Annotated in this window: 21 protein-coding genes; 12 read left to right on the top strand and 9 right to left on the bottom strand. The window is 61.5% G+C overall.

Going from position 1 to position 19939, the window contains the following annotated elements; all coding sequences use genetic code 11:
- Window positions 1-102: 102 nt before the first annotated feature.
- The 8 genes from ABIE28_RS09880 to fabD form a co-directional block, all read right to left on the bottom strand.
- Window positions 103-1335, bottom strand: coding sequence for an MFS transporter (locus tag ABIE28_RS09880; protein WP_354062447.1), 1233 nt, complete (start codon window positions 1333-1335; stop codon window positions 103-105).
- A 98-nt stretch (window positions 1336-1433) separates the two neighbouring features.
- On the bottom strand, window positions 1434-2072 hold the full coding sequence (gene gmk, locus ABIE28_RS09885; protein ID WP_354062449.1) for a guanylate kinase: 639 nt from the start codon (window positions 2070-2072) through the stop codon (window positions 1434-1436).
- Window positions 2073-2082: 10 nt separating this feature from the next.
- The gene (locus ABIE28_RS09890; RefSeq protein ID WP_354062451.1) at window positions 2083-2973 is read right to left on the bottom strand and encodes a YicC/YloC family endoribonuclease; all 891 of its coding nucleotides are present in this window, start codon (window positions 2971-2973) and stop codon (window positions 2083-2085) included.
- Window positions 2970-4082 (bottom strand): endolytic transglycosylase MltG, encoded by a 1113-nt coding sequence (mltG, locus tag ABIE28_RS09895; RefSeq protein WP_354062453.1) that lies wholly within the window; start codon window positions 4080-4082, stop codon window positions 2970-2972. The genes ABIE28_RS09890 and mltG overlap by 4 nt, the downstream gene beginning before the upstream one ends.
- Window positions 4083-4240: 158 nt before the next feature.
- Window positions 4241-5509: a beta-ketoacyl-ACP synthase II gene (gene fabF / locus ABIE28_RS09900; protein WP_354062455.1), complete on the bottom strand. Its 1269-nt coding sequence runs from the start codon at window positions 5507-5509 to the stop codon at window positions 4241-4243.
- A 22-nt stretch (window positions 5510-5531) separates the two neighbouring features.
- Entirely contained in the window at window positions 5532-5768 is a 237-nt protein-coding gene (locus tag ABIE28_RS09905; protein ID WP_108397792.1) for an acyl carrier protein, read from the bottom strand.
- Between the two features lie 216 nt (window positions 5769-5984).
- Window positions 5985-6722, bottom strand: coding sequence for a 3-oxoacyl-[acyl-carrier-protein] reductase (gene fabG / locus ABIE28_RS09910; protein ID WP_354062458.1), 738 nt, complete (start codon window positions 6720-6722; stop codon window positions 5985-5987).
- A 56-nt stretch (window positions 6723-6778) separates the two neighbouring features.
- Entirely contained in the window at window positions 6779-7729 is a 951-nt protein-coding gene (fabD, locus tag ABIE28_RS09915; RefSeq protein ID WP_354062460.1) for an ACP S-malonyltransferase, read from the bottom strand.
- A 251-nt stretch (window positions 7730-7980) separates the two neighbouring features.
- On the opposite strand from fabD, the gene ABIE28_RS09920 reads away from it, so the two are divergent.
- The 6 genes from ABIE28_RS09920 to alr all read left to right on the top strand — a co-directional run bounded on the left by ABIE28_RS09920 (window position 7981) and on the right by alr (window position 13856).
- On the top strand, window positions 7981-9309 hold the full coding sequence (locus ABIE28_RS09920; protein ID WP_354062462.1) for a sensor domain-containing diguanylate cyclase: 1329 nt from the start codon (window positions 7981-7983) through the stop codon (window positions 9307-9309).
- Between the two features lie 276 nt (window positions 9310-9585).
- Window positions 9586-9990: a 30S ribosomal protein S6 gene (rpsF, locus tag ABIE28_RS09925; RefSeq protein ID WP_354062464.1), complete on the top strand. Its 405-nt coding sequence runs from the start codon at window positions 9586-9588 to the stop codon at window positions 9988-9990.
- 18 nt (window positions 9991-10008) lie between these two features.
- Window positions 10009-10263: a 30S ribosomal protein S18 gene (gene rpsR / locus ABIE28_RS09930; protein ID WP_046169334.1), complete on the top strand. Its 255-nt coding sequence runs from the start codon at window positions 10009-10011 to the stop codon at window positions 10261-10263.
- A 148-nt stretch (window positions 10264-10411) separates the two neighbouring features.
- Window positions 10412-10984 carry a 50S ribosomal protein L9 gene (gene rplI / locus ABIE28_RS09935; RefSeq protein ID WP_354062466.1) on the top strand — a complete coding sequence of 191 codons (573 nt, stop codon included), beginning with the start codon at window positions 10412-10414 and terminating at the stop codon, window positions 10982-10984.
- A 254-nt stretch (window positions 10985-11238) separates the two neighbouring features.
- The gene (locus ABIE28_RS09940) at window positions 11239-12723 is read left to right on the top strand and encodes a replicative DNA helicase (RefSeq protein WP_354062468.1); all 1485 of its coding nucleotides are present in this window, start codon (window positions 11239-11241) and stop codon (window positions 12721-12723) included.
- Window positions 12724-12725: 2 nt separating this feature from the next.
- Window positions 12726-13856, top strand: a complete 1131-nt coding sequence (gene alr, locus ABIE28_RS09945; RefSeq protein WP_354062470.1) for an alanine racemase — start codon at window positions 12726-12728, stop codon at window positions 13854-13856.
- Window positions 13857-13875: 19 nt separating this feature from the next.
- On the opposite strand, the gene ABIE28_RS09950 is transcribed toward alr, so the two are convergent.
- Window positions 13876-14268: a nuclear transport factor 2 family protein gene (locus ABIE28_RS09950; protein WP_354062472.1), complete on the bottom strand. Its 393-nt coding sequence runs from the start codon at window positions 14266-14268 to the stop codon at window positions 13876-13878.
- Between the two features lie 122 nt (window positions 14269-14390).
- Between ABIE28_RS09950 and ABIE28_RS09955 the strand changes: the two genes are divergently transcribed.
- The 6 genes from ABIE28_RS09955 (at window position 14391) to ABIE28_RS09980 (ending at window position 19937) form a co-directional block, all read left to right on the top strand.
- Window positions 14391-14768, top strand: coding sequence for a winged helix-turn-helix transcriptional regulator (locus ABIE28_RS09955; protein ID WP_354062474.1), 378 nt, complete (start codon window positions 14391-14393; stop codon window positions 14766-14768).
- A 5-nt stretch (window positions 14769-14773) separates the two neighbouring features.
- A complete protein-coding gene (locus tag ABIE28_RS09960; RefSeq protein ID WP_354062476.1) occupies window positions 14774-15304 on the top strand; it encodes a DUF1697 domain-containing protein in 531 nt (176 codons plus the stop codon).
- 72 nt (window positions 15305-15376) lie between these two features.
- Complete coding sequence (gene radA / locus ABIE28_RS09965) at window positions 15377-16777, top strand: DNA repair protein RadA (protein WP_354062478.1); 1401 nt, start codon at window positions 15377-15379, stop codon at window positions 16775-16777.
- Between the two features lie 128 nt (window positions 16778-16905).
- Entirely contained in the window at window positions 16906-17526 is a 621-nt protein-coding gene (locus ABIE28_RS09970; protein ID WP_354062480.1) for a CvpA family protein, read from the top strand.
- Between the two features lie 159 nt (window positions 17527-17685).
- Entirely contained in the window at window positions 17686-19188 is a 1503-nt protein-coding gene (purF, locus tag ABIE28_RS09975) for an amidophosphoribosyltransferase (RefSeq protein ID WP_502913379.1), read from the top strand.
- A complete protein-coding gene (locus ABIE28_RS09980) occupies window positions 19188-19937 on the top strand; it encodes an SDR family NAD(P)-dependent oxidoreductase (RefSeq protein WP_354062484.1) in 750 nt (249 codons plus the stop codon). Before purF ends, ABIE28_RS09980 begins: the two co-directional genes overlap by 1 nt.
- Window positions 19938-19939: the final 2 nt, after the last annotated feature.

Genomic DNA, 19939 nt, shown 5'->3' on the forward strand with positions numbered 1-19939 from the left:
TTCTGTCGGGTGCGAGACGTCCCATTGCATCTCGCCCGGTAAAGGCCCCCTCACCCGGCGCTGCGCGCCGACCTCTCCCCCGAGGGGCGAGGTGAAGAAGGGTTAGACGCCGGCTGGCGGTACGGGTGTGCGCTCGGGGACTGGTAGAGGCGGCAAGAACATCAGGCGGATGGAGACGGCAAGTGCCAGTAGAACCGAGCCGCCGCTGACCAGCATGACGCCGGTCCAGCCCCAGACGACCCAGGCATAGCCACCGAGCGTGCCCAAGACCGACGCCCCCAGATAATAGGCGAAGAGATAGATGGCCGAGGCTTGCGCCCGGCCGACGAGTGCGCGGCGGGCGACCCAGGCGCTGGCAATGCCGTGGGCGGCGAAATAGCCGATAGTGGCGATGGCGAGGCCCGCGATGATAACCGGGGTGGACGGGATCAGGGTCAGGAAAACGCCCAACGTCATGATCGTGACCAGCACCCAATAGACTTTGCGACGGCCCAGGCGCTGGGCGAGATCGCCGGCCCAGATCGAACTGAAACGCCCCAGGAGATAGACCACGGAGATCGCGGCGATGGCGGCGTGGCTGAGGGCAAAGGGCGGGAGTGCCAGACGGAAACCGGCATAGTTGTAGAGGGTGACAAAGCTGCCCATGAGCAGGAATGCCGAAGCGAAGAGCCAGGGCAAGCCGCGATCGTTGAACTGCACGCGGACCAGTCGAACGAGATCGCCCATGCTGAGGCGGGTGCGGGCCGAATTGTGCGGGGTGGGCAGCAATAGGACCACGACCAGCGAGGCGATCGCGATGGCGACGCCGAGCACCAGCAGCGCTTCGCGCCAGCCGATGAAGTCCGCGAGCACACCCGAAACCAGACGCCCGGCCATGCCGCCAATAGCGGTGCCGCCGATATAGAGGCCCATCGAGAAACCGAGTGCGTCGGGGTCCATTTCTTCGGCGAGATAGACCATGGCGACGGCGGGCAGACCGGAAAGGGTCAGGCCCATCAGCGTGCGGATGGCAACCAGCGACCACCAGTTTGGCGCGAAGGGCAGCAACAGGCCGAGCGTTGCCGTCAGCAGGATGGCCCAGACCATCAGGGTTTTGCGGCCGATACGGTCGAAGACCCAACTGGCCAGCAGCAGGGCGACGGCGAGCGTGGCACTGGTGGAAGAAAGGGCCAGAGACGCTGTGCCTGCATCGAGATCGAACTCGGCGGCAAGGATCGGCAGCAGCGGTTGAACCGAATAGAGCGAGGCAAAGATCGCGAAAGCGGAGAGGAAGAAAGCCACGTTGGCGCGGCGATAGGCTGGCGTGCCGCGGCGGATGACCTGGGTGCCGGTCATAGAGGTCGCGCTTGACGGCGCAGGGGAAACTGGGGCGCCACGACCTCGTGGTTCGACGGGCTCACCATAAGGTCTTGTTCTGAAATGAGCTCATCCTCTCAAAGAGAGTCGATCTGACTCTGCAAGTCTTTGACGAAGCTGCTCAAATTGAGCTGGCGATCGCGTTCGAGGCGGGCGGAAACGAGGATCGAGCGGACGCGTTGGGTCGAGGCTTCGAGGTCTTCGTTGACGATGACGTAGTCGTATTCGTTGAAGTGCTCCATCTCACGGCGGGCGTTCTGGAGACGCTTTTCGATGGTGCCGACGCTGTCCTGAGCGCGGCGCTCGAGGCGGGCGCGGAGCTCCTTGATGGACGGTGGCAGGATGAACACCGTCACCATGTCCTTGCGGCTGTTGCGGTAGAGCTGCAGCGTGCCCTGATAGTCGATGTCGAACAGGATATCGTTGCCGGCAGCGAGCTGCTCTTCGACCTTGGCGCGCGGGGTGCCGTAGAAATTGCCGTGCACTTCGGCGGATTCCAGCAGTTCGCCATCGGCCTGCATGCGCTTGTAGGTGGCCACGTCGATGAAATGGTAATGCTTGCCATCGACCTCATCGGTGCGGCGCGCGCGCGTCGTGACCGAAACGGACAGCTTGATGTTGGGATCGGCACCAAACAGCGCACGGGAGATCGACGACTTGCCAGCGCCCGAGGGCGAAGCGATGACCAGCATGACGCCGCGGCGCTGAAATTCCATCAGCCAGATCCTATTCGATGTTCTGTACCTGCTCGCGTAGTTGATCTATCGCCGCCTTGAGGTCAAGGCCAATGGCGGTCAGCTCCACTGCATTGGATTTACTGCACAAGGTATTGGCTTCGCGGTTGAATTCCTGAGCCAGGAAATCAAGCCGACGACCGACAGCGCCGCCGCCACGGATGAGTTGGCGCGCGGAAGCGATGTGGGCGGTGAGGCGATCGAGCTCTTCGCGGATGTCGGCCTTGGTCGCCAGCAGCAGGGCTTCCTGCGCCAGACGGTCTTGCGGCACGCTGGCATCGGTCGACAGATCAGCAACCTGCTGCTGCAGGCGCGCCAGAATGGTGTCGCGGCTGCGGGAAGGATGGACTTCGGCGCGGGCGACCAGTGCTTCGATCTCGTCGAGACGGTCGAGCAGGACAGTGGCGATCTGGCCGCCTTCCTGGCGGCGCGACAGAACCAGATCGACCAGAGCCTGCGAGGCGCCATCGAGGATGGCAGCGCTCAAGCCATCTTCGGCGGTTGCCGACATCGGACGGTCGCGCTGTTCCAGCACGCCCTTGAGGCCGAGGATACCGTCCAGCGTTGGCGAGGCGGCGTCGATGCGGGTCTTGAGGATTTCGATGGCGGCGAGGACGGTGTCCAGTGCCTGCTGATTGATCAGCAGTTCGCCCCCTGCTCCGTCGCGCTCGATATTGAGGTTGAAGGTGACCGAGCCGCGCGACAGCGTCTTGGCGATCAGTTGGCGGATGTCGCTTTCGAGCGCATCCATGCCCGACGCCAGGCGCAGGCGCACGTCAAGGCCGCGCCCGTTGACCGATTTGACTTCACAGACGAAGGACGCGCCCGCGACCGCGCCGGAGGCGCGCGCGTAACCGGTCATGCTGGCGAGAGGCTGGCTCACGGTTGAGCAGGCTGTTCGGCGGCCTGTTCTGCCTCCAGCGCCTGACGCGCGGCTTCCGCTTCCGATTCAGCGGCGGCTGCGGCCTCGGCGGCTATGCGTCGGTATTGCGCCACGTTCTGCTGATGCTCGGCATAGGTCTCGGCGAAGACGTGGCCCTCGCGTGGCGTTGCGCCCTTGGCCACGAAGTAGATGTAGTCGTGGGTGTCCGGGTTGGCGACGGCCTTGAGCGCGTCAATGCCGGGATTGGCAATCGGCGTCGGTGGCAGGCCATTGATCTGATAGGTGTTGTAGGGCGTCTTGGCCTCGATTTCGGAGCGACGGATGCCGCGGCCGAGTGTCGTCTGACCCTTGGTGATGCCATAGATGATGGTCGGATCGGACTGCAGGCGCATGCCTACGCGGAGGCGATTGACGAACACTGCCGCGACCTGCGGACGCTCGGTGGCAACGCCGGTTTCCTTCTCGACGATGGAGGCCAGCACGACCAGCTCTTCTGGCGTCTTGATCGGCAGGTCAGCCTCGCGGCCAGCCCAGACGGCGGCCAGTTCGGTCGACATGGCGGTCTGCATCTTGTCGAGAACCGACTGACGCGTATCGCCCGGAATGTAGTCGTAGCTGCCCGGCAGGATCGAGCCTTCGGCGGGAAGCGCCGTGATTTCACCGACGAGATTGTTGTCGCCGTTGAGGCGCTGAATGGCTTCCCAGGAGGTCCAGCCTTCAGGGATCGTCACCGCATAGCGGATCGGATTGCCTTCAGTCAGTTCCTGCAGGATGTCGGACATACTGGCGCCGGCGGGGATGTTGAAATCGCCAGCCTTGATGATGGTGTTGCGCTCGACGCGGCTGCCGAACTGGCTGAAAATCAGCGCATTGCTGATCAGGCCCTGCTCCTCAAGCCGATTGGCCGTGGTGCTGAGCGAGCTGCCCGATTCGACGCGGAACGTCTTGGGTTCGGCGAACGGACCGTCGCCGTAATATTGCGAGGCGATGAAGAAGAAGCCACCGCCGACGACCACGAGACCGATGACCAAAAGGGTCAGGAACCCGTTCAGAATATCGACGAATCCGTTGCTTGAACGGCGGCGGCGCCGGGCTTTGCGATCATTCATCGTTCAGGATTACCCTCGAGCCCAATGGCATAAATGCGATGGGTCTTGTCATCGGTTTGAGTCAGCCTCATGGCAGCGCATTGTTCCCATGCAAGGCCATAAAAACAAGGGGCACATCGCGTGGTTGCGCGATGTGCCCCTTCACAATCGTGGAAAAGTCAGCTGACCTTGCGCATCACCAGGGTCGCATTGGTACCGCCAAAGCCGAAGCTGTTGGACAGTGCCACGTTGATTTCCTTCTTGAACGCCGTCTTGGGCACAAGATTGATCACCGTTTCGACCGATGGATTGTCGAGATTGAGCGTTGGCGGAGCCACGCTGTCCCGCATCGCCAGCAGACAGAAGATTGCTTCGACCGAACCGGCAGCACCCAGAAGGTGGCCGATGGCCGATTTTGTTGAGCTCATCACGGACTTTGAAGCCGATTCGCCCAGCACGCGGGTCACGGCGCCCAGCTCGATCTCATCACCCAGTGGCGTCGATGTGCCATGGGCGTTGATGTAATCGATGTCGGACGCGCTGATGCCAGCGCGCTTTACTGCCGCGCTCATGGCGCGGAAGCCACCATCGCCATCGGGCGACGGTGCGGTGATGTGATAGGCATCGCCGGAGAGGCCATAACCGATCACTTCGCCATAAATCTTGGCGCCACGGGCCTTGGCACGCTCGTAGTCCTCAAGAACCACGATGCCGGCGCCCTCACCCATCACGAAACCATCACGGTCCTTGTCGTAAGGACGCGAGGCCGCTTCTGGATTGTCGTTGAAGCCGGTGGATAGCGCGCGAGCAGCGGCAAACCCGGCCAGAGCCAGGCGGTTGACGCAGCTTTCCGCACCACCGGCGACCATGACATCAGCATCGCCAAAGGCAATCAGACGGGCCGCGTCGCCAATGGCGTGCGCACCTGTCGAACATGCGGTCACGACCGAATGGTTCGGGCCTTTAAGGCCAAAACGAATCGATACGTAACCCGAGGCGAGGTTGATCAGGCGGCCCGGAATGAAGAACGGGCTGATACGGCGCGGACCCTTTTCGTGCAGCGTAATGGAGGCATCGTAGATGCCGCCAATGCCGCCGATACCAGAGCCGATCAGAACGCCTGTGCGTTCCTGCTCTTCCTGGGTCTTGGGCTCAACACCCGCGTCCTGGATAGCTTGGGTTGCGGCTGCCATCGCGTAAACGATGAAGTCGTCAACCTTGCGCTGTTCCTTGGTGTCCATCCACTCATCGGGATTGTATTTGCCGTCGGCATAGTCGCCGAGCGGCAAGCGATGAGCAATTTGGCACGCAATATCATCGACCTGGAATTCGTTGATACGTCTAGCGCCACTCTTGCCGGCCAAAATATTGGCCCAAGTGGCTTCAACTCCGCAGCCGAGAGGGGTTACGAGGCCCAGCCCGGTGACGACAACGCGGCGTAATTCCATGGTCAATGATCTCTATCGGCGGTTAGCCGACAGCCTTGGTGAGGAAAGAAACGGCATCACCAAAAGTCTGGATCTGCTCGGCAGCGTCGTCAGGAATCTCAACCGAGAATTCTTCTTCGAATGCCATCACCAGCTCAACCTGGTCGAGGGAGTCTGCACCCAGATCGTCGATGAAGGATGCCTTTTCGACAACTTTCTCGGCGTCCACATTGAGGTGTTCCACAACGATTTTGCGGACCCGATCAGCGACATCGCTCATATTTGACTTCCCTTTTCGAAATCGAGGTTTCGTTTCGTTTCTTTATTGGCGCAGTGCCAAATCTTCAAGCACCCTGTTAGCTGACGGCGACCAATGTATGCGCGCTTCATAGCGGCTGCAAGGCGGTCCGCCCAAGGTGTCCGGCGGGGCGAGTAGCACACTTGCAACGCGACCGCCAGAAGCCAGTTCCCAGGTTTTCAACGGCTTTTGGCCGTATTAGATCATTGCCATGCCGCCATTGACGTTAATCGTCTGGCCCGTGATGTAGGCTGCGCCCTCGCTCGAAAGAAAAACGGCGCAGGCAGCAACTTCCTGTGCAGTACCAAGTCTATTGGCTGGAATCGACGACAAGATCGACTCGCGCTGCTTGTCATTGAGCTCATCGGTCATGGCCGAAGCAATGAAGCCGGGGGCGATGGAATTGACCGTAATATTGCGGCTGGCGACTTCGTGGGCCAGTGCCTTGTTCATGCCGATCAGGCCGGCCTTGGAGGCGGCGTAGTTGCCCTGCCCCGGATTGCCGGTGACGCCAACGACCGAGGAAATGCCGATGATGCGGCCATAGCGCTGCTTCATCATTCCACGCAGCACGGCGCGGTTGAGGTGGAAAGCGGCGGTCAGGTTGACCGCAATGACCTCGTCCCACTCTTCATCCTTCATGCGCATGAAGAGATTGTCGCGCGTCATGCCGGCATTGTTGACCAGAATGTCGAGGCCGCCGAGGGCGGCTTCTGCGGCAGGCACCAGCTTGTCGACGTCGTCGAGCTTAGAGAGGTTGCAGGGCAGAATCGGGCTGTCCTTGCCGATTTCCCTGGCGGTGTCTTCGAGCGCACCAACGCGGGTGCCGCTGAGTGCGACGGTGGCGCCGGCAGCTGCCAGTGCCTTGGCGATTTCGCGACCGATGCCGCCGCTGGCGCCAGTCACAAGCGCGCGTTTGCCAGTAAGATCAAACATTTAGTGTTCCCCCGTGGAGAGATTGATTCAAGCCGTTAACAGGCAGATTCAAGAGATTAAGCCGAGAGTTCCGCGGCGAAAGCGTCGATGTCGGCAGGCGAGGAAACGGCGGTTGCCACAGCTTCGCCGTTGATGCGCTTGGCAAGGCCAGTCAGGACCTTGCCGGTGCCGAGTTCGGCCAGATGGGTCACGCCACCTTCGCCGGTGAGCCAGGTGACGGTCTCGGTCCAGCGGACCACGCCAGTCACCTGTTCGACGAGGCGACGACGAATCTCGTCCGGGTCGGAAATTGGGGTCGCGAGCACGTTGGCCACCAGTGGCACGACGGGCGCGTTGACGGTGACTTCGGCCAGAGCAGCAGCCATGGCATCGGCAGCGGGCTGCATCAGCGAGCAATGGAAGGGTGCGCTGACGGGCAGCAGCAGAGCGCGCTTGGCGCCCTTGGTCTTGGCGATTTCAACAGCGCGTTCGATGGCAGCAATGGCGCCGGACACAACGACCTGACCGGGCGCGTTATCGTTGGCGACGTCGCAGACTTCGCCCTGTGCGGCTTCGGCAGCGACTTCGCGGGCGGTTTCGAGGTCGAGACCGAGCAGAGCTGCCATGGCGCCGTGACCAACCGGAACGGCCTTCTGCATGGCCTGACCACGCGTCTTGAGCAGACGGGCGGTATCGGCGAGCGAAAATGTACCAGCGGCGCAGAGGGCGGAATATTCGCCAAGCGAGTGGCCAGCCACATAGGCGGCGTGATCGGCAAGGCGAACGCCCTTTGATTCGAGCACGCGGATAACGGCGAGGCTGACGGCCATCAGTGCTGGCTGTGCGTTTTCAGTGAGGCGCAGGATATCGTCCGGGCCTTCGAACATGATTGCGGACAGGCGCTGTCCCAGGGCTTCATCGACTTCCTGGAAGACTGCGCGGGCTTCTGGATAGGTCGCGGCCAAATCCTTGCCCATGCCGACAGCCTGGCTGCCCTGCCCCGGAAACGTGAATGCGCGCTTGGTCATAACACTCTCTTGATTTATGCCACCGGTGAAAGTGGCCGGAAATTGGCCTTTGCCGAATGGATGGGGCCAAGTCAAGGCAAGCCTGTTTAGCATTCGGCAATCAGTTGCGCTGACCAGATGTTAATAAAAGCCTGAGACCTTTTATGAAAGCGAGGGATTTTCCATTGGGGGCGATACCAGCGTCATCAAGCAGGCACAGCCTGCAGCTCGTGCTATGGCACGCCGCCCTGGTCTTTGTACTGGTGCTGGTTTTGAGCGTCCTGTCGGTCGTGACCCGGCAGATTTTTTCGCTGTCCAGCCTGTGGCTGCCCAATGCCGCGCTACTGGCGCTGTTTGTGTTGCGCCCCGATTTCCGCACCATATTGAGCTGGCTGGCGGCAACTGCCGGCTATCTGCTGGGTGACCAGTTCGGCGGCACGCCATTCCTTGAAAGCCTGTTGCTGACCAGTGCGAACCTGCTCGGCGTTGCCATGGGTGGCACGGCGATCGTGCGGCTTGGTCTGGATAAGCGTGGGCTCAATCGCCCGATGGATGCGATGGCGTTGCTGGCGGCGCTGGTTGCCGCGGCAGCCGGGTCGGCCGCGGTTGGCACGATTGCGGGACCATTCCTATTTGACATGCATCCGCTGGCGGCGGCGTTCTTCTGGTTCAGCAGCGAACTGAGCTTTTATATCGCCATTGTCCCCACAATAATGACGCTGGTGCCCAATACCGAGTGGCGCCTGACCTCTGAGGCGCCGCATATCGGCAGCAATTCGGGTAAGATTTCGGCCTTTGTGGTGCTGTTTGCCTCGTTGGTGAGCATCCATCTGTGGGGTCACATGGGCGCCATGGTGTTCCCGGTGCCGGCGTTGATGTTGATTGCGGTACAGTTTGCGCCGCCGGTTGCGCTGTCCGTTTCCTCACTGGTCTGCGTCTGGATGCTGCTGGCCGTACCGATGGGCTTTATTCCATTGTCCGCACCGATCAGTGGCACCGATGCCACTGCGTCGTTCCGGCTGGGCATTGCCATGGTGGCCACGACGACCATTGTGGTGGCAGCGGTCAACGCCGCATGGGCGCGGGCGAATGCCCGGCTTGAGGTGCTGGCGACGCGCGACATGTTGAGCGGGCTGCTCAATCGTCGCACCTTCTTTGAACAGGCGCGCCAGCTCGTGCAGCGTGCTCGCAAGGAGCAGGACCTTGCGGTGCTGATGATCGACATCGATCACTTCAAGCGAGTCAACGACCTCAATGGCCACGCTGCCGGTGACAAGGTGATCGCCGAAACCGGCCGCATGCTGATATCCGCCCTACCCGCTAATGCGATTCTGGGGCGACTGGGCGGCGAGGAGTTTGCCGCGATCTTCCCGGTGCGTAGCAAGGACCAGAAATCGGCCCTGCATTTTGCCGACCATGTCTGCCAGCAGGCTCGACTTATGACCATCGCGACGGTGGACGGCAGGGTTATTCATGTGGCGGTGAGCGTTGGAGCTACGGTGCAGCCATTGGCGACAGCCATTGATGACGCACTGGCGACGGCCGATACCGCGCTTTATGCTGCAAAGCAGTCTGGCCGAGACCGCGTGGCCTTTGCCTAATTTGACCCACTGGGCCATTGCGATTCTGTGGTCCTGGTCACGAAGGCACGCACATAAACCTTGTGTTTGGACGACAATCCGCCTATTGCACCGCCAGCAATTCGTTTGGCCGGGGGCTGAACGGAGGGTTCGTCGTTTGAAAGAACGATGAATAGGGCTTCAGTCCGGCCTCCCGTGTTCCCGCTCTTTGCAAGACTGCTTTGATGCCCTTTCCGGCTTCAAGGAGGCTCCGCGCCAGATATTGCTGTGTGTTAAACCACGAAGGAAGGCGCATCTATGGCCCTCTACGAACATATCTACCTGGCTCGCCAGGACGTTTCCCAGCAGCAGGTTGAAGAACTCACCGCTGCGCTGACCGAAGTCCTCGCCCAGGGCGGCGGCAAGGTCACCAAGAACGAATACTGGGGCCTCAAGGGTCTCTCCTACCGCATCCGTAAGAACCGCAAGGCTCACTACACCCTGCTGAACCTTGAAGCATCGCCAGCGGCGGTTGCTGAAATGGAACGCCAGATGCGCATCAATGAAGACATCCTGCGCTTCATGACCGTGCGCGTTGACGAGCTCGAAGAAGGCCCGTCGGCAATGATGCAGAAGCGCGATCGTGACGATCGTGATGGCGGCGACCGCGGTGGCCGTCCTGGTGGTGGCTTCGGCGGCGAACGCCGTCCGCGCCGTTTCTAATTTAAGGACCGAAAAGCTATGGCAATCAAAGACCTTACAACCGCCCAGGCCCGTCGTCCCTTCCAGCGCCGTCGCAAGACCTGCCCGTTCTCGGGTGAAGGCGCGCCAAAGATCGACTACAAGGACGTCCGTCTGCTGTCCCGCTACGTTTCCGAGCGCGGCAAGATCGTCCCAAGCCGCATCACGGCCGTTTCGGCCAAGAAGCAGCGTGAACTGGCTCAGGCCATCAAGCGCGCCCGCTTCATCGGCATCATGCCCTACGCCGTTCAGTAAGATCGCTGGGCTGGCGCTTTCGTCAGCCCGCCGACTTTCTGCTTAGCCTCCCCTGCCCCAAAGGAATGCGGGAGGCAATCGCTGGGGCTCCGGATGGTCCGGGACTCCTAACCGTCGCATCGACGGGACAGCCATAAGGAATACCCCAATGAAAGTTATTCTGCTCGAGCGCGTTGGTCGCACCGGCTCCATCGGCGAAGAAGTCACCGTAAAGGACGGCTTTGCCCGTAACTTCCTGCTGCCACAGGGCAAGGCGCTCCGCGCTACTGCCGCTAACCGCCTGAAGTTCGAAGGCGAACGCGCCAACATCGAAAAGCGCAATGAAGACCGTCGCAACGCCGCTGCCGGCATTGCTGAAGGCCTCAATGGCAAGACCGTCGTCATCATCCGTCAGGCTGGTGAAACCGGTCAGCTGTACGGCTCGGTTGCATCGCGCGACATCGTGGAAGCCCTCGCCGCTGACGGTTTCACCGTCCAGCGCTCGCAGGTCGACCTTGCCGACCCAATCAAGTCGGTTGGCGTGCACACCGTGCCGCTGAACCTGCATGCTGAAGTCGCTGTCACCATCTCGGTCAACGTTGCCCGTTCGGAAGACGAAGCCACCCGCCAGTCGGCTGGTGAAGACGTCACCGTCACTGTTTACGAAGACGACGAAGAAGGCGATTTCGCTGCCGGCCAGAAGGACGCGCAGCAGGACGACCGTTTCGACGACGAGCTCTAAGAGCTTTTCACAAGCTTTCGGAAAGGCCGGGCCATGTGCCCGGCCTTTTTGTTTGTGGGTGGGTTGGTGCCTTGGGGACCCGACTCATGCCATTCTACTGCCTTGCTGGCATGCAACATCGGATCGTCACATTCCCCGTTGTCCACAGTGTTCACAGGAGCGGTGAACTCGCATTAACCTTCGCGGCGCTAGGTCGAGACTCTTGGCTGCGTCGCGTGGTTAAGAAAGGTTAACGGCTCCCCCTCAGAGGCACCATGGCAGAAGTAGCTCGGCTCCACCCGACTGAAGACAAGTCGTTTCGTCTGGCGCCCCACAACGTGGAGGCCGAACAGGCGCTGCTGGGCGCATTGCTGCTGAACAATGACGCGTTCTATCGCGTGTCGGACTTCCTTGAGCCGATCCACTTCTACGAGCCTATTCACCGCGATATCTACGAACTCGCTGGCAAGATCATCCGCGCCGGCAAGTCGGCTGATCCGACCACGATCAAGACCCACCTGCCCGACCAGCTGCTGCCTGACGTGACGATGGCGCAGTATCTGGCCAAGCTCGCTGCTGAAGCGACCACCGTGATCAACGCGGCCGACTATGGTCAGGCGATCTATGACACCGCGATTCGGCGGAACCTGATTCTCGTCGGCGAGGAGATGGTTTCGGTTGCCTATGACGGCGACGTCGAGATGACGCCGAACAAGCAGATCGAAAAGGTCGAAGGCGAGCTGTTCCAGCTGGCCGAAAAGGGGCGCTACGACGGCGGCTTCCAGAACTTTTCGAGCGCGCTGAGCGCCTCGATACAGATGGCCGGCGAAGCCTATCAGCGTGACGGTGGCCTTTCGGGCATTTCGACCGGGTTGGACGACATGGACCGCCAGATGGGCGGTTTGCAGCGTTCGGACTTGATCGTGCTGGCCGGACGCCCCGCCATGGGCAAGACCTCGCTGGTGACCAATATAGCCTTCAACATCGCCAAGGCCTATGCCAGCGAAGTGCAGGCCGACGGCAATCAGAAGACCACCAATGGCGGCATTGTCGGCTTTTTCAGCCTTGAAATGAGTTCGGAGCAGCTGGCCACGCGTATTCTGGCTGAACAAGCCGAAGTGTCATCGTCGGACATTCGCCGTGGCCGTATCCACGACACCCAGTTTTCCAAGCTCGTCGACGTTTCCAACATGATGAGCAAGTTGCCGCTCTATATCGACGATACCGGCGGCATCTCGGTGGCCCAGCTTGCTGCGCGCGCCCGCCGCCTCAAGCGCCAGAAGGGGCTCGACTGCGTTATCGTCGACTATTTGCAGCTGCTGACCGGCTCGTCGAAGGGGTCGAGCCAGAACCGCGTGCAGGAACTGACCGAAATTACGACGACGCTAAAGGCCCTCGCCAAGGAGCTGGAAGTTCCGGTTATCGCGCTCAGCCAGCTGTCGCGTCAGGTGGAATCGCGCGACGACAAGCATCCGCAACTGGCGGATTTGCGCGAATCGGGTTCTATCGAGCAAGACGCCGACGTGGTGCTGTTCGTTTATCGCGAAGAGTACTACCTCAAAAACAAAGAGCCCAAAGAGGGCACGCCAGAACACATGACCTGGCAAGGGGAAATGGAACAGGTGCACGGCAAAGCCGAAGTCATCATCGCCAAGCAGCGTCACGGCCCAACCGGCACCGTGCAGCTGAGCTTTGAGGCGCAGTTCACGCGCTTTGGCAACCTGGCGCGTGCCGATTACCTGCCCGAGCGCATGGAATAAGCATGGCGTTGACGTCTGGTCTCGGGGGGCAACTCAGCATCGATCTAGGGGCATTGGCCCGCAACTGGCGCGCACTGGACAAGGTGAGCGCCGGAGCGTTGACGGCTGCCGTGGTGAAAGCCGACGCCTATGGCACCGGCATCACGACCGCCAGCAAGGCCCTGCATGCCGCTGGCGCGCGCTTCTTTTTCGTGGCGACGCCCGATGAAGGCATCGCGGTGCGCGCGGCGGTACCCGATGCGCATATCTTTGTGCTGAACGGGCTCTATCCGGGCGCGGCCAATCTCTACATTCGGCAGAACCTGATGCCCGTTCTGGCGTCGATGCCGATGCTGGAAGAATGGCTGGCCAAATGCGTCGAGCGCAACGAGGCCTATCCGTCCGCCTTCCATTTCGACACCGGCATTAACCGGCTGGGCTTTCGGCTCAATGAAGCCAGCGTTGTGCGTGAGCGTATCCAGGCGCTGGGCTATGCGCCGCAGATGGTAATGAGCCATCTGGCCTGTGCCGACCAGCCGAACCACGAAAAGAACCGCACCCAGCTGGCGCTGTTTGGCTCGGTGATGAACCAGTTCCCCGGCATTCCGGCGTCGCTGTCGAACTCGGCGGGCCTGATGACCGGTCGCGACTATCATTTCCAGATGGTGCGCCCCGGCATTGCGCTCTATGGCGGTCGGGCGGTGAACGGCCGCAAGAACCCGATGGCACCCGTGGTGACGCTGCATGTGCCGATCCTGCAGGTGACCGAAGCGCGCACCGGCGAGACCGTGGGCTATGGCGGCACCTATTCGCTGTCGCGCAACAGCCGGCTGGCGATCATCAGCCACGGTTATGCCGATGGCTTTTTCCGCTCGCTGTCGGCCAGCAATGCGCGGCCGGGCGGCAAGGTGGCGATCCGCAACAAGATCTGCCCGGTGATCGGGCGCATTTCTATGGACCAGTCGGTGGTCGATATCACCGAACTCGGCTCCGACATTCCGAGCCCGGGCGAAGGCGCCGAAGTGCTGGGCGACATGATCGGGATCGACGATCAGGCCGATGCCGCCGGCACCATCGGCTATGAGGTACTGACCTCACTCAAAGGCCGCTACAGCCGCAACTATATCGGCGACGGCAACCTGCCCCAGGAATGATTGCCATCGCCGAAAAGCCTCAGCCCCAAAAGGCGTCTTCGGCGGCCTGATCTTCCGAGAAGAGCCAGACTTCAGCGATCTGACCATCGGCGACGCGCAGCAGATCGACGCCATTCATGGCCATGAATTTTGCGCCGCTTTCGGCTGCAAAGTGAATGCTGGCCGAAACCAGATCGCCATTGGCCATCAGCGTGCCGACGTGATCAATGCGGAAGGTGCCGGCGCTGCGTTCCATGAAGCTGCCAAGCAGGGCGAATACCGCCTGCTTGCCTGTATGCGTGCCCGACAGCGTGCCATTGCCTGGCTGATGCCAGACAAGATCGTCGGCCAAGAGACGCCCGACCGTTTCCAGATCGCCCTTGGCGACCGCATCGAAGTAACTGCCGATGATTGCGATGTTTTCTGTGCTCATACCCATTCTCCAGACTGTGTGCTGGCAAGCCTTTGCTTGCTTGGGGGCGAGCTAAGGCCTTATACAATGGTTGGCAAGTAAGCACCCAAAGCTTCTATAAGTACCCGAACGTGACTATTGAAATGAACCAACTGCCCCCATGGGACGTCTACAAGGTGACCTGCCCGACGCGACAGGTGCTGGCCTGCATCTCGGACAAATGGGCGGTGCTGGTGATCGGCCTGCTCAATGGTGGCACAATGCGCTTTGGCGAGATGCGCAAGACCATCGAGGGAGTGTCGCAAAAGATGCTGACGCAGACGCTGCGCTCGCTGGAGCGGGACGGTATTGTCAGCCGCAAGGTCTATGCCAGCGTGCCACCCAAGGTGGAGTATTCGCTGACGCCGCTAGGGGTGTCGCTGGCGGGGATCGTCGAGAATCTGCGGGTGTGGTCGGAGAGCAATATCGACATCGTGCTGGCCAGCCAGCAGGCCTATGACACGGCGCCAAAGGACGAATAGCGGCCATGGCAGTGTTCGTGGTGCTGCTGCGCGCAATCGGTCCGGTGACGCATAAGCTGATGTCGATGGCACAGTGGCGCGCTGCGGCGGAAGCTGATGGTTTTGGCAATCCGCAGACCTATGTCGCGACGGGCAATATGATCGTCGCGGCGGATGCCACAGCGGCCCAAGTGACCGCGCGGATGGATGCCATTGTGAGCAAGCTCGGCCTCGGACCGGGCAACAAGGCCGTAGTGCGCACCGCGACGCAATTGCAGGCGCTGGTGCGCGCCGCGCCGTTTCCCGAGGCGATTGGGCAGCGCCCGAGTGAGATCGGCGTCTATTTCTTCGTGGGTGAGCGGCCGGACTTTGGCTGGATCACGGGCTATGTCGGGCTAGAACGCATCCATATCGAGGGCGAGCATCTGATCGTCGACTATGCCGGACGCGGTTCGGCCTCGCGCCTGCCCGGCATTATCGAGAAAAAGTCGGGCGTGGTGACGGCGCGCAACTGGAACACGCTGCGCGGATTGGCGGAACGCGCGGGCGCACGTTAGTTCCGCATTTGTTCTTGCTTCGCTGAAATGGCTCGGCTACACAAACCGCTAGTCCCGAGCTGAGAGTGTGGCGTGGCAAAATCCCGATCTTCCTTCGTCTGTCAGGCCTGTGGCGCCGTTACGACCCAGTGGCAGGGGCGCTGTGACGCCTGCGGCGAATGGAACACTATCGTCGAAGAACTCAATGATTCTGGCGTTGGCGCCGGCCCCAAGTCGGCTAAGGCCGGCGGCCGTCCGACCAATCTGGTGCCGCTATCGGGCGAGACGGAAAGCGCCGCGCGCGTCGTCACCGGCATGGCAGAACTCGATCGCGTCACCGGCGGCGGCTTCGTCAAGGGCTCGGCGCTGCTGGTTGGTGGCGATCCGGGTATCGGCAAATCGACGCTGCTGCTGCAATCGGCAGCGGCTTTGGCCAATTTGGGCAAACGCGTTGTCTATGTATCGGGCGAAGAAGCGGTGGCGCAGGTGCGGTTGCGGGCGCAGCGGCTGGGGCTTGGCGAGGCCGAAGTGCTACTGGCGGCCGAGACCAATGTGGAGATCATTCTCGCCACGCTCGAAAACGGCCCTGCCCCGGATCTGGTAATCATCGATTCTATCCAGACGCTATGGACGGACCGCGTGGACAGCGCGCCCGGAACGGTGACGCAGGTGCGCACCTCGGCGCAGGCACTGACGCGTTTTGCCAAGAAGAGCGGCGCCGCGGTGGTGCTGGTCGGGCACGTGACCAAGGATGGCCAGATCGCCGGTCCGCGGGTGGTCGAGCACATGGTCGATGCCGTGCTCTATTTCGAAGGCGACAGCAGCCACACGTTCCGCATCCTGCGCGGCGTCAAGAATCGCTATGGCGCGACCGACGAGATCGGCGTTTTCGCAATGACCGAGCTGGGTCTGGAGCAGGTTGCCAACCCGTCGGCGCTGTTTCTGGATCAGCGCGACGAGGGCGCGGCTGGCTCGGCGGTGTTTGCGGGTATGGAAGGCACGCGACCGATTCTCATTGAAATCCAGGCGCTGGTGGCCCCCTCGCCGCTGGGCACGCCACGCCGCGCGGTTATCGGCTGGGACACGTCGCGGCTGTCGATGGTGCTGGCTGTACTCGAAACGCGCTGCGGGGTGCGGATCGGCGCAAACGACATTTATCTCAACGTCGCGGGTGGATTGAAGATTAATGAACCTGCGGCTGATCTCGCCGTTGCGGCGGCGCTGATCTCGTCACTGACAAGTTCGCCGCTACCGACGGATTCGGTCTATTTCGGCGAAATATCGCTGGCGGGCGGGGTGCGCCCGGTGGTGCATGGGGCGCTGCGGCTACGCGAGGCGCAAAAGCTTGGCTTCAAATCGGTGTCGACCGGCCGCCTTGGAACAGCCGACAAGAATTCGGGGATGATCGTATCCGAGTTCACGGCATTGTCGGAACTGGTGGGGCGTATCGCAGCCAATGGCAAGCCGCGCGAGCCGGCGCGAGACGAGTGGTAATGGTGCAAAGCTGATCGCTTTTCGGGGAGATCGTGCCTGCGGTGGCGTGCCACCCTTGGCATGGCGGCCCAAAGCGGCTAAACGAAGCCCAACAAGCCGGGGCGGCAACTGGAGCTTAGCGAAGACATATGCTGACAGCGTTTGACGTTGGTGTTGGTGTGCTGGTGCTGATTTCGGCAATTCTGGCGACTGCGCGCGGTTTGACTCGTGAAGTCCTGTCGCTTGCCACCTGGGCGGGCTCGGCAGCGATTGCCGTCTATATGTGGCAGTACCACCCCGAAATCGCCCGGCAGTATTTCGCGCCGGAAAACGGCCTGGTTGCCGACATTGCGACCGTCGTGGTCAGCTTCATTGTCGCGCTGATCGTCCTGCATCTGTTGACCATGCGCATCGCCGATTTCGTCGTGGATAGCCGCATTGGCCCGATCGATCGTACGCTGGGCTTCGTGTTCGGCGTGCTGCGCGGCCTGCTGATTGCCATCGTCATCACCATTTTCGGTACCTGGCTGCTACCAAACAACCTGCCAAGCTGGGCCGCTCAGGCGCAGACCCTGCCGCCACTGCGCGATATGGGCCAGACGCTGATCTCCATGCTGCCAGAAGGTCTGGAACAGGCGATCAACGACAAGCTGCGCGCCGGCACCGGCATTAGCGATGAAGATCCGGGCGCACCGACTGTTGCGCCAGAAGATGGCACCGACGCGAACGAAGACAGCACGCTGCCTCCGGCTGCAGTGCCATCCGTTTGAGCCTGATCACACTCTGGTGAGCGCGCCGCGCTCTCCACAACCCTGACAGCCGAAGCGGGCATTGGTCGGGAACAGCAAAATGGGTTATTGCGTGGGAAACCAGCATTTACCCGAACGCCGTTGGCGGCACGCAGTCCCTGCGTTAAAGGCAGCATTGGCATGGAGAGCACGGTGAACCATCCCAGCGATGACAATTTCAGTCTTGAAGGTGACACGCTGCATGAAGAGTGCGGCGTGTTTGGCATTTTGGGCCATACCGATGCCTCGACGCTGACAGCCCTTGGGTTGCACGCGTTGCAGCACCGCGGTCAGGAAGCCGCCGGCATCGTCAGTTTTGACGGGCGCCAGTTCTTCACCGAAAAGCGCATGGGACTGGTGGGCGACCACTATACGGACCCCGCGCTTCTGGCCAAGCTGCCGGGCTCGATGGCGATGGGCCACACGCGGTATTCAACGACCGGCGAAGTGGCGCTGCGCAATGTTCAGCCGCTTTTTGCGGAGCTGGAATCGGGTGGCATTGCCATCGCGCATAATGGCAACTTCACCAATGGCCTGACGCTGCGCCGCCAGATCATCGCGACCGGTGCCATCTGTCAGTCGACGTCTGATACCGAGGTGGTGCTGCACCTGATCGCGCGTTCGCGCCATTCATCGAGCACCGACCGCTTCATCGACGCCATCCGCCAGATGGAAGGCGGCTATGCCATGCTGGCAATGACGCGCACCAAGCTGATCGCCGCGCGCGACCCAATCGGTATTCGCCCGCTGGTGATGGGCGAACTCGACGGCAAGCCAATCTTCTGTTCGGAAACCTGCGCGCTCGACATCATCGGCGCCAAGTACATCCGCGACGTCGAGAACGGCGAAGTGGTGATCTGCGAATTGCAGGCGGATGGCTCGGTTACCATAGAAGCCCGCAAGGCAGCGCGCCCTGCCCCAGAGCGTCCATGCCTGTTTGAATATGTGTATTTCGCGCGTCCCGACTCGATCGTGGCCGGCCGCAGCGTCTATTCCGCGCGCAAGCGGATGGGCATGAACCTGGCCAAGGAAGCGCCGGTCGAGGCCGATGTGGTTGTGCCCGTTCCAGATGGCGGCACGCCGGCGGCAATCGGCTATGCGCAGCAGAGCGGGATTCCGTTCGAACTCGGCATCATCCGCAACCACTATGTGGGCCGCACCTTCATTGAGCCGACGCAGTCGATCCGTGCCTTTGGCGTCAAGCTCAAGCACTCGGCCAACCGGGCCGAGATTGCCGGCAAGCGCGTCGTGCTTATCGATGATTCCATCGTGCGCGGTACCACGTCGGTCAAAATCGTGCAGATGATGCGCGATGCGGGCGCGACGGAGGTTCATATCCGCGTTGCCAGCCCAATGATCTTTTATTCGGACTATTACGGCATCGACACGCCGGACCCGGAAAAGCTGCTGGCCAACCAGCACCCGGATCTCGAATCGATGTGCAAGTTCATCGGTGCGGACTCACTGGAATTCCTGTCGATCGACGGCCTCTATGAGGCGGTAGGCGGCGAGAAGCGCAATGCGGCAGCTCCGCAGTTTACCGACCACTATTTCACTGGCGACTATCCGACGCAGTTGACCGACCTGAACGGCCGCGCGAAGAACGAGCCGAAACAAATCTCCCTGCTCAAAGAGGCCGGTTAATGGCTGAAACTACTGATCAAGCCGGACAGGATCTGGCTGGCAAGGTCGTGCTCGTTACCGGCGCATCGCGCGGTATCGGCTATGCGGCAGCTATCGAAGCCGCGCGTCGCGGCGCCCATGTCGTGGCGGTTGCCCGCACCGTCGGCGGGCTCGAAGAACTCGATGACGAGATCCAGGATCTGGGTTCGTCGACGACGCTGGTGCCGCTCGATCTGCGCGATGGCGATGCCATCGACCGACTTGGCGCGGCGATCTTTGAGCGCTGGGGTGCGCTGGATGGCCTCGTGGCCAATGCCGGCCAGCTCGGCGTGCTCAGCCCCCTGCCCCATGTGAAGCCGGAAGACTTCGACAAGGTGATGGCCGTCAACGTGACCGCCAATTATCGCCTGCTGCGCTCGACCGACCTGTTGCTGCGCCAGTCGACCGCTGGCCGCGCTGTGTTTGTGTCGTCTTCTTCGGCGCGCTCGGCTAAACCGTTCTGGGGCCTCTATGCCGCCAGTAAGGCAGCCGTCGATGCGATGGCCAAGTCCTATGCGGGCGAAATCTCCCAGACCAAGGTCAAGGTCAATGTGTTCTATCCCGGCGCCGTGCGCACCGCGATGCGCGCCAAGGCCATGCCCGGGGAAGATCCGGATACGCTGCCAAAGCCATCCGACATCGCGCCCAAGCTGATCGACATGCTCAGCCCATCGCTGAAAGAAAACGGCCGCCTGTTCAACTTCGAAACCGGCACGTTCGAGGACATCTGAGC

The sequence above is a fragment of the Devosia sp. 2618 genome (genome assembly GCF_040546815.1).
In the GTDB taxonomy this organism is placed as follows: domain Bacteria; phylum Pseudomonadota; class Alphaproteobacteria; order Rhizobiales; family Devosiaceae; genus Devosia.

Excerpts from the sequence above, each read along its gene's own strand:
- rplI (WP_354062466.1), top strand. The coding sequence starts at position 10,412 with ATGAAAGTTATTCTGCTCGAGCGCGTTGGTCGCACCGGCTCCATCGGC.
- rpsF (WP_354062464.1), top strand. The coding sequence starts at position 9,586 with ATGGCCCTCTACGAACATATCTACCTGGCTCGCCAGGACGTTTCCCAG.
- ABIE28_RS09950 (WP_354062472.1), bottom strand. The coding sequence starts at position 14,268 with ATGAGCACAGAAAACATCGCAATCATCGGCAGTTACTTCGATGCGGTC.
- fabG (WP_354062458.1), bottom strand. The coding sequence starts at position 6,722 with ATGTTTGATCTTACTGGCAAACGCGCGCTTGTGACTGGCGCCAGCGGC.
- purF (WP_502913379.1), top strand. The coding sequence starts at position 17,686 with ATGGAGAGCACGGTGAACCATCCCAGCGATGACAATTTCAGTCTTGAA.
- fabD (WP_354062460.1), bottom strand. The coding sequence starts at position 7,729 with ATGACCAAGCGCGCATTCACGTTTCCGGGGCAGGGCAGCCAGGCTGTC.
- ABIE28_RS09905 (WP_108397792.1), bottom strand. The coding sequence starts at position 5,768 with ATGAGCGATGTCGCTGATCGGGTCCGCAAAATCGTTGTGGAACACCTC.
- mltG (WP_354062453.1), bottom strand. The coding sequence starts at position 4,082 with ATGAATGATCGCAAAGCCCGGCGCCGCCGCCGTTCAAGCAACGGATTC.
- alr (WP_354062470.1), top strand. The coding sequence starts at position 12,726 with ATGGCGTTGACGTCTGGTCTCGGGGGGCAACTCAGCATCGATCTAGGG.
- ABIE28_RS09960 (WP_354062476.1), top strand. The coding sequence starts at position 14,774 with ATGGCAGTGTTCGTGGTGCTGCTGCGCGCAATCGGTCCGGTGACGCAT.
- rpsR (WP_046169334.1), top strand. The coding sequence starts at position 10,009 with ATGGCAATCAAAGACCTTACAACCGCCCAGGCCCGTCGTCCCTTCCAG.
- ABIE28_RS09955 (WP_354062474.1), top strand. The coding sequence starts at position 14,391 with ATGAACCAACTGCCCCCATGGGACGTCTACAAGGTGACCTGCCCGACG.
- ABIE28_RS09880 (WP_354062447.1), bottom strand. The coding sequence starts at position 1,335 with ATGACCGGCACCCAGGTCATCCGCCGCGGCACGCCAGCCTATCGCCGC.
- ABIE28_RS09970 (WP_354062480.1), top strand. The coding sequence starts at position 16,906 with ATGCTGACAGCGTTTGACGTTGGTGTTGGTGTGCTGGTGCTGATTTCG.
- fabF (WP_354062455.1), bottom strand. The coding sequence starts at position 5,509 with ATGGAATTACGCCGCGTTGTCGTCACCGGGCTGGGCCTCGTAACCCCT.
- ABIE28_RS09940 (WP_354062468.1), top strand. The coding sequence starts at position 11,239 with ATGGCAGAAGTAGCTCGGCTCCACCCGACTGAAGACAAGTCGTTTCGT.
- ABIE28_RS09980 (WP_354062484.1), top strand. The coding sequence starts at position 19,188 with ATGGCTGAAACTACTGATCAAGCCGGACAGGATCTGGCTGGCAAGGTC.
- gmk (WP_354062449.1), bottom strand. The coding sequence starts at position 2,072 with ATGGAATTTCAGCGCCGCGGCGTCATGCTGGTCATCGCTTCGCCCTCG.